The sequence below is a fragment of the Roseococcus sp. SYP-B2431 genome, from assembly GCF_004336745.1.
Classification (GTDB): Bacteria; Pseudomonadota; Alphaproteobacteria; order Acetobacterales; family Acetobacteraceae; genus Roseococcus.
Genome location: NZ_SJXD01000004.1, coordinates 1 through 13,990, shown reverse-complemented (window position 1 = coordinate 13,990; position 13,990 = coordinate 1). Strand labels below are relative to the sequence as shown.

Sequence of the window (13,990 nt, the reverse complement as noted above, 5' to 3'; positions counted from 1 at the left end):
AGCTACGCGGCCACCGCCGCCCGGCGCGCCGAGGAGCCCGCGACGAGCGCGGGAGAGCCGGCATGACCCAGGGTCTTCCCTACCGTCCGACCGAGGAGCAGCGGCGCACTGTGCGGGCGATGTCGGGATATGGCATCCCGCAGGAGGACATCGCGACGTTCTTCGATATCGACGCCAAGACACTGCGCAAGCACTTCCGCAACGAGATCGACAAGGGCTCGATCGAGGCGACGAGCAAGGTGGCGCAGTCGCTGTTCCGGATGGCCACGGAGGGCAAGAACGTCGCCGCGGCGATCTTCTGGATGAAAGCTCGGGCCGGGTGGCGCGAGAAGCAGCAAGTCGAGCATGGCTTCACGCCCGGCGCCGTGATCAGCGGCGGCTACCCACCGGAGGAGATGACCGATGAGGAGCTGATGCGGATCATCCGTCTCGAGCAGGATCGGGATGACGACGATCCTAGGGCGCGCAGTCCGAGGCGCCGCACCAGTTTCGCCATCGACATGCCGCCCGAGATGACCGCGGAGGAATGGACGGAGCGCTTCGCTCCAAAGCCCAAGCCATAGCCGCCGCTCAATCGCATCTGTTCAACACCGACCAACGACCGTTGATCGGTGTTGAACAGGAGGACTTACAGAGCCGCGTGCCGCGGCATCCGTGCATCGGGCCGAAGATTATGATGCCCTACACTTGTGGAGAGATGGGGGGCACGCTTCCGGGCCGGATACCGTCACTGCCCCCGTCAAAGCCGGCGCCGCTGTCGAGCCCAGCTTGCCTTATGTTGCGAGCTGACTCAGCCGGACTAGACGTGATCTTTGCCGAGTATCGCGCTTACGCGCGGGCGGTGGCCTCGCGCTGCCTAGTGATGGCGAGCACCGGATGCCCGGCTGCGCCATGAACTCCGCCCGTGCCGTCTCCGGCGAGCGGGCGGTTCCGGCGCGTAAACCATGTAGATCTGTACGGCCTGGCCGCCATCCGCACAGACCAACAATGCATCTGTACCAGAACTGAGCGCATCGCGCCTATGCTGGACTTCAGATGCGGCACAATAGCCTTTCTATTCGCAGCTGAGATCCCGGCCCGTAGCCGAGGCACAGCCCCGGGCGGTCGGCGGCACCCGGAACTCGTGCACGTCCAGAACCCCTGCGTATACGCAGGTCGCTCGGAGGCCTCGTCCCCGTCCTAACTCGGCGACCAGCCAACGCCCGGGTTCGGAAAAGACTGAGGTCGTGCCGCTCAAGGTGAAGCCGTCCAGGGAGGCACCCGCGACCGAGGCAGGACACGCCATCGCGGGCGCCCGGCGGGCCGGAGCGGCGGAGGCGGCGGGTGCAGGCGGAACTTCCTCGCAGGGCTCACGCATGACCGCCTCCGGGGTAATCCGTCGAGGCGCATCGGCGGTGCGGGACGAAGCGGCGAACCGAAGCGTCCCTCGCAGAACCGCGCGTGGCCCCGCCCTGGCCTCGCATCGCGCGCCTTCCCGAGTCACAACGGTATATCCGCCTGCCTCGGGCGTCAGCGTCACCTCGCAACGCTCGGCCGGGTCGGGTGCACTCAAGTTCTCCGCGAAGCGGTAAGACCTGCCAGCCGGCTGCGCGACGCCGGCTAAGGCAAAGTTGCTTCCGCTGGACCATGAGGATAGGCCAAAGCTGATGGCGCCGCCCGGCATGGGACGCACCAGCAGCAGGTCGAACTCGCCGCCCGAATGCCGCACGCAGAATTTCCCGTTCGCCGTCGACTGGGAGGCAGCCGGCAGCCCCGTTAAACCGAGCGCGAGAAGCCCAGCGAGGATTGTCCTCAACGAAGATATTCCCTCAGAACTGGACGCACGTCGAACCGCCGCCACCGGATTGCATCGCAGCGTTGTGGCAAAGGATCCGAGAGAACACTGAGGAGCCGAAGAAGTTGATCCTGATCTCGTGCAGGACCACGTTGCCCCGGGCGTGATCGCGGGTGGCAACCTGCGGCCCATCGCTGGGCGGAAGCGCAGCAGCTTGGCCGCGCAGCCAAGCTGTGACGAACAGTTCGACAGTTGACCGGTCATAGAAATTTACCTCCAGCGCCGTCGCGGGCAGCGCTCGCAGGCCACCAAACCGGACCGCTTGCGCCGTGTCGCCTCAGACCCTCAGCAACCCCAATATCCGCACCGGTAACCATAGGGGCCATAGCCGCGATAACCGTATCCATAGCGTGGGCCGGAGAGTGCGCCGCCGATGAGAGCACCTCCGACCACGCCCGCGGCTGCGCCTGCGACACCAGTGGTAATGGCATTGTTCTGTGCCACTGAGGCGGCTTGAGAGTCCCGTTGGGCGCGTTCACCGGCTACCTGACCGGCCAGGGTATTTGCCTGGCGACAGGCATTTTCGCCCCGTCGGTCGCGCCCTCCTTGCGCGCTACACTGGGCCACCAGGGAGTTGTACATCCCCTCGGAGGCAGTGGGACCGGTAGGCATCTGCTGGCAGGCCGCCAAGAGAACGATGGCGCTGACTGGTCCGACAAGGTTTTTCATGAGACATCTCCGCTGCCTCCGAATTTAAGAACAGACCTCCGATTTTTTCAATATAATTGGCAGGGCCATTCTCATAATTCGCATAAGGCACTCTTATTTCTTATAGTGCATACGAATAACGCAGCGATAACACCTTTTTACTTATCAGATAGTCCATGCTCCATAGCGATCCGACGCGCATCAAAGTGCGAGGTGTGCCGAAAGCGAACCTGACAGATTTTGCCCCGAACGTGAGACCGAGCCGGCGCGAAGCAGGGGGCCAGCTGCGGTCTTGGCGCCGAAGCGGCGCGCTGCGGCCGCAGATGCCGCCTTCCGGACCTCCGTCGGCGGATACCCCCGATCCCCGCCCAGCGGCGCCCCCCCGCGCCTTGGCAGCAGCCAACGCAGCCTTTGTCCGCGCGCTGATCAGCTCCCGCTCCTTCTGAGCCATCGCCGCGTAGGTCCGCATCATTAGGTCGTCCGCGCCCGGCATGTCCGCCGCCCGGATCGAGACGCGATCCTCCAGCAGCTGCGACAGCGTATGCTGCCGCCGCGACTGGCCCAGTTGTCGTACACCAGACGGAAGTGGCCGTAAGCGCCTGGAGGGCCCCGGTGAGCTCGAGGGAAGCTGGTCCGGCGTGGGCAGCTCACATCCGAATGTTCCGATACAGCATCCGATGGCGTCGATCAGGGACAAGTCGGAGACCAGCCGGGGAAGAGCGTGCGCTCAGGGTAGCCTGAGCCGCGCAGGAAGAATGGCGTGGCGGAGAGTTCGTAAACCAGGCTGGCCGACGACCCGCTGAAGGGCCTCGATGCGCTGATCCAGAGCGGGCAGCAGGGTTGTTCCTCTTGGCCTCCGCCTTGCCTTCAGCGTCGAGCTTCGCGCTGACGGCACGCCGGCTTAGTCGAACGGCAGCCTCCTCCCACCGACATTTCCTCTCTCCAACTTTTACACTGCGGCGCCGCGCTGCGCCCGAACGAACCACAACAAGTTGAACCAAAAAGGCCTTTTTGCCTGGCATATCGTTTGCTTGGTTTCGCCACGAGCCTTCGGTGCTCGACCAAGTCTGGAGATGATGCGATGCGGATATGGATGGCGCTTAGAGCGGGAGTGATTCTGGCTTCCGCCTTAATTCTCCCGGCAGCGGAAGCGGCGGTTATCACCGGAACATATAGCTTCACCGCAACAGGCTCGCCCTCGAACGCGAGCGGGGATATCTCTCTCACGTTCGACAACGCGGCCAGCTTTGTGAACGAAGCAACCGGCATCTCGACCGGCGCTTTCAGCTTTTCCTATCAGCCCACGCTTCATTTCACCTTTGTCGATTATTTGGATAGGTTAATCATCGGTGCTGCTGGGAATGCCAATGCATTCCATATTGGTGTCGATGACTTCGCGCTCGTGATTGACGGCGCCTCCACGCTGACTCCGTCTTTCATCTCTTTTTGGCGCTCCACCCCCGGTGCCGGTACGGGAAACAGTACTACTGCAGGAACAGTCAGCTTCGTGTCCAACGTCCCGCCCGCTACGGCAGTCCCCGAGCCCGGGACACTAGCGTTGGTGAGCCTGGGTTTGATCGGTCTAGGCATCGCCCGGCAGAGATTTAATATCAAAGCGGCAAAAGCGGGCGCTGCCTGACCGAGGCCGTATTTTGCTCCGTGGCGAGGGTGTCCTAGGCATCAACATTGATTGTCAGCGAAGGCGGTCTGTGACCCTGGCTACCGTCGTATGCGTCCAGATGCCGGACGCTCGCGGGGTGGGCACACTTCGCTCGGTTAGAGTTCGAGCCAACGCAGCGTGGGAGACGAAGCCCTGATTACGAAAGGCCTCAATCTCCAGAGCCAGCCGGTGCGCCGCGCGTTCCGCCTCAAGCCGCCGTGCTCCGGCCGCAGCCGCGGCGTCAGGCCCCTGAGCCGGCCGATACCCGCGATCCCCACCTAACATAGTGCCCCCCGCCTTGGCGGCGGCCAGCGCCGACTTCGTCCGCGCACTGATCAGCTCGCGCTCCTTCTGAGCCATGGCGGCGTAGATGCGCATCATTAGATCGGCCGGCGCCCGGCCTGTCCGCAGCACAAATCGAGACGCCATCCTCCAGCTGCTTCGATAGCCTGTGGAGTCCATCCAGCTGGTCTTAGTCTCGACCGCCTGCCTTGCGGTAGGCCGCCAGCGCCTTTGCTACCTGCGCCGTCGCGGCTCGACGCGCCTCGACGTAGCTCGCCTGGGCCGCAACCTTCTCCGCATCGAGCGCCGCTTGGCGTTCATCTAACGCAGCCCCCTCGGCCCTCCGCCGCTCATCGACAGCACGCAGTGTTGCCTCAGCTTTGCTCAGGAAGGACCGGTCAGGTGGCGGGGGAGGCGGCTTCTTCGCTGCTGGTTTCGCTGCCTTCCGCGTCGCCTTCTTCGACGGCACGTCAGGTATCTCAGGAAGCAGCGTCGGCTCTACCTCGAAAGGCCCATCGGAGCCGACCGGTCGCTTCAGAACGGTCTCCGGGTGGGCGGTCGCCGCCGCCACGGCTGCCTCATCGGTCGTGAGCTTGGCATGCCCGTCGGCAAAGACGTTCCGATGGACACCCCAGGCCTGCAACGCCGCGGCCTGACTCGGCGCTGCCACGATGGTGTCGAAGAAGCCGAAGTGCGCCTGGAAGACCTTCAGCTTGCGGGCCTTCGCCATGACGATCCTATGTGCTGCTCGCCAAACCCGTTCACTTGGCGCCGCTCTCGTGGTCATCCATGCGGCCTCGCCCAGACAGGCCGTGCGCCTTCTCGATCAAGGCCCGCATGCCGCTCACGGTCAGCGTCCACGCAATCTTGGCTTGCGCCAGCGCAGGACGCTACCCCCGCCTTATGCAACGACTGCGCAAACCGCGGCCTGCCTGCGAAGATTCTGTGGCTCAGCAAAGCGCCTTTAGCGCAGAGGCATCCCTGCGCGCCAGCAGGCGAGCCACCGTCGTATGGGTCCAGATCAAGCTACCGCGCGGCGTCGACACCTCGCGCGCCGTCAGGGCCCGGGCCAACGCAGCATGGGACACGATGCCCTGTTCACGCAGGGCCTCGATCCCCAGCGCCAGCCGATGCGCCGCACGCTCCGCCTCCAAACGCCGCGCAATGGCAGCAGAAGCCGCGTCGGGGCCGCGAACCGACCGGTAGCCCCGATCCCCACCCAGAACCGTCCCTCGAGCCTTCGCAGCAGCCAGCGCCGCCTTGGTCCGTGCACTGATCAACTCGCGCTCCTTCTGCGCCATCGCCGCGTAGATTCTCATCATCAGATCGTCCGCGCCCGGCATGTCCGCGGCGCGGATCGAGACGCCATCCTCCAGCAACTGCGACAGTGTATGAGCGCGGCGCGTAATGCGATCGAGCCGCGCGGCGATAAGCACTGCACCCAGTTGCCGGCACTTCAGCAATGCCGCCTGGAAGCCCGGCCGCCGGTCGTCCTTGCCGCTGGCGATGTCGGAATGCTCTGACACCAACGTCCAGCCCTGGCTCGCCACAAAGGCCCGCACGCTCGCCTGCTGAGCCTCCAGACCTAGCCCGCTCTGACCCTGCTCCGCGGTCGAGACCCGGTAGAGCCCGACCGCGTAGCGCGTGGTGCTGCCAGCCCGCATCAGCCCGCCACCGCCGGGCTAGCGACGCGGTAGATGCTGTAGCTGCCCTTGGCACCCTGCTTGCCGGAGCTGACCTGCTTGACCCGCTCCAGCACCTCGATGGCGACGCCCTTCTTCTTGAGCCCGGCGAAGAAGCCGCGGACCGTGTGCTGCGCCCAGCCGGTGGCCTCCATCACCTGGGCGATGGTCGCACCCTCCTCCCGCCGCAGCAGGGTCAGCACCGCCTCCTGCTTCGTGCCCTCGCGCGGGGCTCGCGGCGTGCGGACCGGGGTCTGCCGACCCAGCGCCGCCTTAAGGGCCGCCAGCGCGGCCTCCAAGCCGTCCTGCGCCTCCCACGCGGTCACTGCCGCCTGGGCTGTCTCCCGCAGGCCCTGGCGCACCGGTGGGGCCTGCTCCCTCCCTGCGGCTGCCAGCGCCTGCTGTGCCGCTTTCTCCGAGTCCAGCGCCTCCTGCTGCAGCGCGAGTTCCGCGACCTCCTCCGCCTCGGTCACTTCGCGGTGCTCCGTTCCAAACTCGCCGGGCTCGCTTGGCTCCACGCCGATGGCTCGCAGGCCGTCAGCGGTGATCCGCACGACGATGGGAACGCCGCCTTCGCCCAGGCGCCAGGCAAGGTCGCCGTGCTCGGCCGGCGCCGGCACCTCCTCCAGCAACAGGTTCTTGAGCATGCTACGGATGACCGCCTGACGCGCTGCGGCCGGCAGGTTGCTGGGTGCAGCCGCGAGCAGCGCCTCGTGCCGGCTCGCCTGGCTGAGAATACTGGCCTGTGTGTCGGAAAGCTTCGTCATGTCGGGCTCCGTTCAGCACCCGATCATCCGGGTGCTACGAGCCCGAGCCCCGCTCAGCGGGGCCGCGCGAAGCGCTGCGCGTGAGTGAGCATTCGCTCGGACGCGAGGAAACGCCAAGCCTTGCTTCGCCCGGTGAGCCGCTTTGCGAGGTTCCAGCCACTGGAGCATCACAAGGCTTCACAGGGCCCGCGCTGGCGCGCTTGAGGATCTCAAACCGTGGTTTGCTTCCCCTTCTTGCCCTTGGCGACTGGAGCTGGCTCAGCCTTGCCGCTATGGCCAAGGCCATTGGCCTTAGCCAGTTCAGAGCGCCTGGCCGCGTAGTTGGGCGCTACCATCGGGTAGTCCCTGGGCAAACCCCACTTCTCCCTGTATTGCTTAGGGGTTAGTCTATACGTGGCCATGACGTGCCGCTTCAGCATTTTAACTTTCTTGCCGTCCTCCAAGCTCACCAGGAACTCGGGGGTGATCGATTTCTTTATCGGAACCGCAGGCCCCTCGGGACAATCATCTTTCTTCAGGGGATGCCATCAGTATGTGCTATTCAGAGACGTTCACGTCGATGGCATACGGACCCACACCACGTTCTCTCGGCAAAGAGCTTTGAGGCTAGGGCGTTGCCTCGTATATCGAGGACCGTCCAGCCGATACTCGAGCTCTTGTGCCCCTCAGTCTCGTTCGTCCCCGCAGCTCGTTGCCGCATTCGTACACGCCGCGCCGTGTCGGCGGACAAGCTGGAGCGCCCAGGCCGGGAGCATCGCGGGCGGGCACGTGATGGTGATTGGCGCCAACATCTACACGGCGCCGGCCGCCTGCGGGGCCTGAATGACGCAGCGGGCCTGCCTGATGTCCTGACGCTCACTCGATCTTTGCGCCGGCTTCCGCATGAAGAGTGAAGCCGGTGGCGGCGAGGCGATCGGCCATGCCGGGCCCGGCTCGATATAGGAGGCACCGACGGCTGCACTGCAAGCACGCTCTCCTAGACAGTAAACCAACCGATATGCATTCTAAGTAAATTTTCCAGAGGGACGTCAAATGCCCGAAAAATATGCAATTATGTCTTCGACGATCGGAAACAGTATCAAAGATGCATACATTTATGATAAGGTGTATCTTATTAGAAATGATGAATCTTTGTCGGAGGCTCTCAAGAGCATAGCGGCAAAATCCTCGTCGGTTGTATTGCTGAATGTCTACGCTCATGGTAAAATCGCTCGAGACCATTGGTACACTTGGCGGGAGAGCGGTGGATACGGCGCATATTTAGGATATGAGAATATCAAGTTAGAGAATGCACATTTGTGGAAAGTATTGAAGGGAAAATTTCATCAGAATGGTATTATAAATATGAACGTATGTAATTTCGCTGATACATCGAATCCAGCAAATTCGAGCAAGTATGGACCCGCGACTTTTCAGTACGACGGCCTGGCGATGTGCAAGGCCATTGCACGAAATGCAGGCGTGCGGCTTCGAGCTTCTCCAGATTTTCAAGCATTCACGTATACAGCTAAGAACCTTAACTTTCTCGAAGATCTAGCTGACACTCTCAACCTCGCCAGCTATCCGGCAAATTACTACGAACTGGACTTCGGAGCATGGGAGGGGACGACCTATGTTTTCGATCCAAACGGTCGGGATGTCCGCCAGGAGTAGCTCACATCACTTACTCAAAATTGTGCGCGTGTTAGGCAGAAGTAGAGATTGACTGCGGGCCGGACTCGAAACCGGCTCCATCGCTCCGCGGGCAACCCGCGCCATGGTCCATTCGCCAGGGCGTCCCCCAGCAAAATAGCGCTTCCTTCAGCGCCGCCGCAGCGGATTCAGTATACGCCCGATCCACTCGTCGCCGCCAAAGAGAATAGTCCATTCTGCGGCCGGGCTTGAGACCACCTTCATGACCGCCATAGCTCGCTTCATGAACGCCATGGCTCGTCTGCGACCTGATGGTTCAGGATGACGGCCCCCGCGCAGCTAGGGCTTCCACCACAAGGCCGCCTTCGATCCGCATCTGCATAGTCGGGGCACACACCGCGGGGGGGGGGCGGAGAGCCCTACGATTGTGAACAGTACCGATCGTTTGTCGCTCTGTCTAAACCACCAAATTACGGCGACTGACGCAAATTACTCACTCAGGACGAAAATAATGGCAATGCCGATTTTTTGGCATCTAATTTTCAGGAATGGAGTTATCTTTGCAACACCGTACCCTCCTCCTGCGGATTATGCGACCCCTCGCCCCCCAAGCGGCGTCAGATGCAAAAGGCAATCTCATGTTGGATCAAACCCCCTCCTCCCGCCGGACCGAACACAGAAGTTCCGAATTTTCAGTTCGGACGGCGGCCGAGGCTCCGCGCGTGGCTTCGAACCGCTCACCCACACTAGACGATGGACAGGTAGGCCGCCGGATGAAGGATCTGCGCCGCAAGCAAGGTCTCACGCAGAAGCAGATCGCCGGGCGCGTCGGGGTGACTGGAGCTCAGCTGCATCGCTACGAAACTGGTGCGACCCGCGTAGCTGCCAGCAGGTTGATTGCAATCGCGGCGGTGCTAGGCGTCCGGCCGGAAGACTTGATGCGCGAGCCCGTAGCAGCGCCTATGCCTTCGCTGAGCGTAGGCGGTGCGCCGTCATCTAACGATCTCGTGGAGCTGGTGGAGCTCTTTTCGTCGCTCACAGACGATCGCCGACGCGGAGCCGTCATGGGTTTCGCACGATCGATATCAGTCCGACACCAGCCCCCGATGATGGAAGCTGCGGGGGTTCACGCAGCAGAATAGGTCTCCGCGTCAGCCCAGGCTCTGAAGGGCAAGTGCAACGAAGCTCACCGAGCTTTGACCCGCTGCATAGCAGCTGGGGCGCGCTGATATTTTCAGTCGGGGTCTCGTATCTATCTACCCGTCGAACCCAGTTCAGCCTCGCGAGGTGGATGGGGCGTCGGGTGCTGCGCAATAAGGACGGCTAGTTCCGCCGCTCGAAGCTGCGCCGATGAGTGCTCTGCGTCGCTCAGCAGGGCGCAGTCGCGCCGTTCCTCCATTTCATCCTCCGGGCCAGCATCCAGATGGCTAGCGTAGGTGATGATAATCAGCCGCCAAGCGCAGGCCTGGATCGGATCCGCCTTGACCCCGGAGACCAGGGGATTGCGGTCGGAGCGTCTCCCGAGCGCATGGGCCACCCTGCGCTGGCCATGCAAATCGCCGGCACGCGCGAGGAGACACTGCCTCACGAAATCCCGCCGTTCGATGTTGCAGGCCTGGCGATCAGCAAGGCTCCTGCCACGACACGTCTCGAGGTGCACCTCGGCCTCGTGCTGCACTGCCAAGCTCAAAACGTCCTGAGCCCGGGCCGCAGTGCAGAGCGTCAGGAAAGCTGCCAAAGCGCTTCGGTGTATTAGCATGACGGTTGCTATGAGGTTCGATTGACCGAGTGCGACCGCTTAATGGCATGTCCTCGGGGCCGACGGCTATCACCCGAGCGCGATCGGGTCCAGATCTCGTAAAGATTTCCGACCCGCAGTTCACCCGGTCACCGCAGCACCGACGTCACCGTTGGCGCAGCCGTGGAAGGCTGCTGCTAAAGGTCGAACTCGGCGATGAGGATGGTCGTTCTCCAGCAGCCAACAACACCTTCCCGCCGTGCTGACAGCGACATTCCTGAACGACGTCGTGCCCCAGTGGGGTTACCCTCGCATCCCCGTTCGCGCTGACCACGAGGTTCCAGTTCATGAGCGCCCGCATAGTGGGGGCGCCGATCGCGTATGAGGCTCCCTGGGCCAAAGCTGCCAGGGCGACACGCTGGACTGGAGAGAGCTGCCGAGCAATGGTGCCAGTAGAGAGAGGCGGTAGACGCTCACGAGTCATAGGCGGCCTTGCAAGATGCCCCGCGCGGATTGCTCCGGCGGGGCTAATGAATGATCAGCAGGCATCAGCCAAGAGACCCATACTGACGCCAGTCGACCACCTAGTTCTGGCGGCGGCGCCGCGCGGCCGCGAAGCCCAGCAGGCCGGCGCCGAGAAGCGCGAAGGTCGCGGGCTCCGGAACCGGGGTCGGGGCGGTGATGCGGCCATAGAGGCCGATCGAGTTGGAGCCGCCCTCGTTGCTGTTGAAGAAGCTGTTGATGGTGTTGCCGCCGTTGCTGGAGAAGCCGAGCAGCTCGATCGTGTAGGGCACGCCGCCAATCATGAAGGCGGAGGAGGTGGTCAGGTTGGCGAAGGTGATGCGGTCGGCGCAGGGTGAGCCGCCCGGATAGGCGCAGGGCGTCTGGTTGGGCGTCTCGTCGATCAGGAACTGGTAGCTGAACATCTGCGTCGTCGGGACCGCGCCCGAGATCGTGGTAGACAGGTTGAGGCGGGCCGAGCTGGCCGCCGTGCCGCCGTTGATCGGCTCGTTGTAGTGGGTCAGCGTGCCGAGCTGGAAGACGGTGTCCGTCTGCACGGTAGCGGAGGGCGGGTTGGACGGATTGAAGCCGAGGCCACTCTGGTCGCCGAACCAGCTGGCGGGCTGACCCCAGAAGACCTGGGTGACGCGGCTGTTGCCGGTGCCGGAGGTGTCGAAGTCGATGTTGGTTCCGCCGACCACGTTGGACCAGCTGGGGGCCGTCGCCGTGATAGTCACGGACGCGGCGCTCGCAGATCCTGCTCCGAAGATCGCTGCCAGCGATAGCGCTGCGGCCGAGGCAACGGCTAGGAGTTGGTTGTTGAGCATAGGTGAATTCCTTGTTGATGCCAGAGGACGACGCGGCGCCCAAGGCAACAGCAGGTTTCATGCCAGCTGACATTTTTACTTAGATTCAGTGATTTATGATTCAGCTCTAAGGGCCGGTGCGCGTCTCTGGAAAATTCGCCGACACGCCGGCCCCCTCGGGAAAAGCTCTCCAAAGAAGCCTCCATTCGTGAGCCTGTCGGGGCTGCGGGCTTGTCACACGCCTCATCAAGGCTGCCGGCGGATGCTGATCCACCAGATGGCGGCGACCGCCGGCACGGATCCTGGCATGCGCGGCGTGTCGGCCATCCCGAGCCGGTCCGGGATTGAGCCCGCAACGGAATGCGACTGAGTGAAGAAGAGGAGTTCGGCGTCTGGCTTAGCGGGGCGGCCGCGCGCCGGCCGAGCAGCTCCGGGTGTCCCTGTAGAGGCAGTTGATCCGCCACGCCGAGATCTGACCAGTAATGACCCCGCCGACATAGAGTCCACTTTCCGGCAATGTAGGAGCTTAGAATATTTCGCATTGTAAGGTTACCGCCTGAATAAAAGCTCGTTTACCGCCTGAATAAAAGGCGGCAGGGCGAAAACATGGCTGAGGAAGCTGGGGGAGATAATGGATGGCTTACCTGCTCCTTGGGCAGATGGATGGCCCAGCAGAAGGAGGTGATCGTAGCGATGGAGCGCGGTGGGTCTCTTGATTGGGGACTCGCTGCCGCAGATTTCGCCCGAATCGGCAAGACCGATCGAATGGGCCGCCCACCAACCGCTGCCATGGCCGAGGAAACCTGGCGTCGGATCATGAAGCATGGCCACCGGTAGAAGCGATTACTAAGCTGGGCAGGCGGACGAGGCGAAGGCGAGAAGGTGCAGTCTCGCTTCAAACAACCACGCCGGAATGAACGCGTCGTGGTCCGGCCAAGGCGTCGCGAAGCGAGTGTTACGACTGGTGTGCGATGTACCCAACATTGCACCGGTCGAGGCGCAGAATTCTCCCTAGACCACGGTCGCTGATCTGTGGACGTCCAATCAGGATTGCGCGATCAGCTCGGCCAGGCGCCGCTGCATGAGCTGGGTGAGACAAGCCCGACGAGGGAGAGGGCCATGACGATGACGGTCAGAGCCGATACCGGCGGCCGGAGAGCCCGGACAACTGCTTCATGATGTTCTCCGATTGTAAAGGATGCCACCACTCGAGCTGCAGATGTCATCCGATCAGGCCCGGCCCACGTTGGGCATGGCATCGAGTAGGGGTGCTAGCGCGAAGACGCGTCTGACGATGTCTAAGGTCGTGATCTGGTTCCTGGTCGGAGGAGTTGGCGGGTTGCTCTACTTGATGTTCGCGCCGTGAGGTGCCGCGGTGCGCGTCAACCGGCATAACTAAGGACCCGCTCTCATCAGCAAAGCTTCGCCTCGCGCAGGCCGAGGAGGGGCTGACAGCAGCGCGCGACGGTCCGTGGTGGCCAGGTTTCGCATCGAGTTGCACTCCCTCCAGCGGCGGTCGCGTCTACCGTGCGCCGCTCGAACCTCACTCAAGCCGGGCTTGTATCGGCGGGGGCTGTCGCGCTCACGGTGCGAGATCGAGTGGCGACCGCGGCGTCTGCCTGGGAGAGGCCGCCGGAGATCCTGCTGCACGCGCCGGCGCCAGACATTCTGGTCCGTTGGCCCCTCGGACGGGGTTGGTGCAACCGACTGCATCCGGCTCGGCGAGGAGTTCTACCCGGGATACCTCGCGGCGACTGCGGCCATATCGATGCCCATTCCTTGTAGTGTGGCCGCGAGTTCCTGCCAGCCGATCCAGCCCTCGACGTTGGTATCCACCATCCATTGGTGAAGAGCAGCCCTGACCTCCGGCTCCTCCACGGCTTGTGTGGTAAATGGCGAGCCGCTGGAATCGAACGTGAGCGTCCGGAGTTCCCCCTCCAGCAGCATCATCTCGACCACGCCGTCTGCGTTGAAGACGATCTGAAAGCGATCGGCCATGAACTCCGCTCCTTTGAGATGCCGAACTATAGCATTACCCAGATGCAATGCGGAGCGGGCCGTCGGGGCTTGGCCAGCATTTGTGCCAGCCCATCATCTGGCCCAAGCCCGAGACGCTAAGGGTCGCGCCCGTCTTTGATCAGGGAACGGCGGGCTTCCGCTTCTCGCTCGGCCGTTAGCCCGGCGATCGCCGAGGATCGGCTCCGTAGGTCCGCTACTCGCGGATCCTGCCGTCCGCGCTATGGAGCACTCGATGGGACAGGCCCGCGCCTACACCCGATCCGGCCTGGACTGGTCGGAGAAGTTCGCGCCGATCGGCCGTTGACGCTCATCCGGTGTCCGCAGGGGCGCGCGAAGAAGTGCTTTTTCCAGAAGCACGACGCAGGCGCCTTCGGCGACACCGTCAAGCAGGTCGCCATCCGCGAGAAGAACGGCACCAGCG

Annotated in this window: 13 protein-coding genes and 1 pseudogene; 5 read left to right on the top strand and 9 right to left on the bottom strand. The window is 63.2% G+C overall.

Annotated elements, in window-relative coordinates; all coding sequences use genetic code 11:
• Positions 1 to 563: hypothetical protein (locus EJV46_RS22620; RefSeq protein ID WP_165585264.1), on the top strand; the 563-nt coding region annotated here is incomplete at its 5' end.
• Between the two features lie 2,040 nt (positions 564 to 2,603).
• Here the strand turns inward: EJV46_RS22620 and EJV46_RS23125 are convergent.
• Complete coding sequence (locus tag EJV46_RS23125; protein WP_370323053.1) at positions 2,604 to 2,954, bottom strand: hypothetical protein; 351 nt, start codon at positions 2,952 to 2,954, stop codon at positions 2,604 to 2,606.
• Between the two features lie 609 nt (positions 2,955 to 3,563).
• Here EJV46_RS23125 and EJV46_RS01075 point away from each other — a divergent pair.
• Entirely contained in the window at positions 3,564 to 4,121 is a 558-nt protein-coding gene (locus tag EJV46_RS01075; RefSeq protein WP_131546746.1) for a PEP-CTERM sorting domain-containing protein, read from the top strand.
• 54 nt (positions 4,122 to 4,175) lie between these two features.
• Here the strand turns inward: EJV46_RS01075 and EJV46_RS01070 are convergent, their stop codons facing one another.
• The 5 genes and pseudogenes from EJV46_RS01070 to EJV46_RS01050 form a co-directional block, all read right to left on the bottom strand.
• The gene (locus EJV46_RS01070; protein WP_370323054.1) at positions 4,176 to 4,571 is read right to left on the bottom strand and encodes a recombinase family protein; all 396 of its coding nucleotides are present in this window, start codon (positions 4,569 to 4,571) and stop codon (positions 4,176 to 4,178) included.
• Between the two features lie 43 nt (positions 4,572 to 4,614).
• The gene (locus tag EJV46_RS01065) at positions 4,615 to 5,154 is read right to left on the bottom strand and encodes a hypothetical protein (protein WP_131546744.1); all 540 of its coding nucleotides are present in this window, start codon (positions 5,152 to 5,154) and stop codon (positions 4,615 to 4,617) included.
• 220 nt (positions 5,155 to 5,374) lie between these two features.
• The gene (locus EJV46_RS01060) at positions 5,375 to 6,088 is read right to left on the bottom strand and encodes a recombinase family protein (RefSeq protein WP_131546743.1); all 714 of its coding nucleotides are present in this window, start codon (positions 6,086 to 6,088) and stop codon (positions 5,375 to 5,377) included.
• Positions 6,088 to 6,873: a DUF3489 domain-containing protein gene (locus tag EJV46_RS23450; protein ID WP_131546742.1), complete on the bottom strand. Its 786-nt coding sequence runs from the start codon at positions 6,871 to 6,873 to the stop codon at positions 6,088 to 6,090. The genes EJV46_RS01060 and EJV46_RS23450 overlap by 1 nt, the downstream gene beginning before the upstream one ends.
• A 209-nt stretch (positions 6,874 to 7,082) precedes the next feature.
• Positions 7,083 to 7,373: pseudogene (locus tag EJV46_RS01050) on the bottom strand (MucR family transcriptional regulator); the annotation flags it as partial.
• 532 nt (positions 7,374 to 7,905) lie between these two features.
• On the opposite strand from EJV46_RS01050, the gene EJV46_RS01045 reads away from it, so the two are divergent.
• Positions 7,906 to 8,526: a hypothetical protein gene (locus tag EJV46_RS01045; protein WP_131546741.1), complete on the top strand. Its 621-nt coding sequence runs from the start codon at positions 7,906 to 7,908 to the stop codon at positions 8,524 to 8,526.
• A gap of 527 nt (positions 8,527 to 9,053) precedes the next feature.
• Positions 9,054 to 9,647 carry a helix-turn-helix domain-containing protein gene (locus EJV46_RS23505; protein WP_131546740.1) on the top strand — a complete coding sequence of 198 codons (594 nt, stop codon included), beginning with the start codon at positions 9,054 to 9,056 and terminating at the stop codon, positions 9,645 to 9,647.
• A gap of 110 nt (positions 9,648 to 9,757) precedes the next feature.
• Here EJV46_RS23505 and EJV46_RS22610 read toward each other — a convergent pair whose 3' ends face one another.
• From EJV46_RS22610 to EJV46_RS01020, 3 genes are all read right to left on the bottom strand, one after another.
• Complete coding sequence (locus EJV46_RS22610) at positions 9,758 to 10,189, bottom strand: hypothetical protein (RefSeq protein WP_165585261.1); 432 nt, start codon at positions 10,187 to 10,189, stop codon at positions 9,758 to 9,760.
• 638 nt (positions 10,190 to 10,827) lie between these two features.
• The gene (locus tag EJV46_RS01030) at positions 10,828 to 11,571 is read right to left on the bottom strand and encodes a THxN family PEP-CTERM protein (RefSeq protein ID WP_131546738.1); all 744 of its coding nucleotides are present in this window, start codon (positions 11,569 to 11,571) and stop codon (positions 10,828 to 10,830) included.
• 1,710 nt (positions 11,572 to 13,281) lie between these two features.
• Positions 13,282 to 13,548 (bottom strand): hypothetical protein, encoded by a 267-nt coding sequence (locus EJV46_RS01020; RefSeq protein WP_131546736.1) that lies wholly within the window; start codon positions 13,546 to 13,548, stop codon positions 13,282 to 13,284.
• Between the two features lie 135 nt (positions 13,549 to 13,683).
• Here EJV46_RS01020 and EJV46_RS23500 point away from each other — a divergent pair.
• A partial coding sequence (locus EJV46_RS23500; RefSeq protein ID WP_131546735.1) for a hypothetical protein occupies positions 13,684 to 13,990 on the top strand: 307 nt, incomplete at its 3' end.

What these genes read in the sequence shown, in the direction of transcription:
- EJV46_RS01060 (WP_131546743.1), bottom strand. Translation starts at nt 6,088, where the DNA reads ATGCGGGCTGGCAGCACCACGCGCTACGCGGTCGGGCTCTACCGGGTC.
- EJV46_RS23450 (WP_131546742.1), bottom strand. Translation starts at nt 6,873, where the DNA reads ATGACGAAGCTTTCCGACACACAGGCCAGTATTCTCAGCCAGGCGAGC.
- EJV46_RS01030 (WP_131546738.1), bottom strand. Translation starts at nt 11,571, where the DNA reads ATGCTCAACAACCAACTCCTAGCCGTTGCCTCGGCCGCAGCGCTATCG.
- EJV46_RS01065 (WP_131546744.1), bottom strand. Translation starts at nt 5,154, where the DNA reads ATGGCGAAGGCCCGCAAGCTGAAGGTCTTCCAGGCGCACTTCGGCTTC.
- EJV46_RS23505 (WP_131546740.1), top strand. Translation starts at nt 9,054, where the DNA reads ATGGAGTTATCTTTGCAACACCGTACCCTCCTCCTGCGGATTATGCGA.
- EJV46_RS01075 (WP_131546746.1), top strand. Translation starts at nt 3,564, where the DNA reads ATGCGGATATGGATGGCGCTTAGAGCGGGAGTGATTCTGGCTTCCGCC.
- EJV46_RS01020 (WP_131546736.1), bottom strand. Translation starts at nt 13,548, where the DNA reads ATGGCCGATCGCTTTCAGATCGTCTTCAACGCAGACGGCGTGGTCGAG.
- EJV46_RS01070 (WP_370323054.1), bottom strand. Translation starts at nt 4,571, where the DNA reads ATGGCGTCTCGATTTGTGCTGCGGACAGGCCGGGCGCCGGCCGATCTA.
- EJV46_RS23125 (WP_370323053.1), bottom strand. Translation starts at nt 2,954, where the DNA reads ATGATGCGGACCTACGCGGCGATGGCTCAGAAGGAGCGGGAGCTGATC.
- EJV46_RS01045 (WP_131546741.1), top strand. Translation starts at nt 7,906, where the DNA reads ATGCCCGAAAAATATGCAATTATGTCTTCGACGATCGGAAACAGTATC.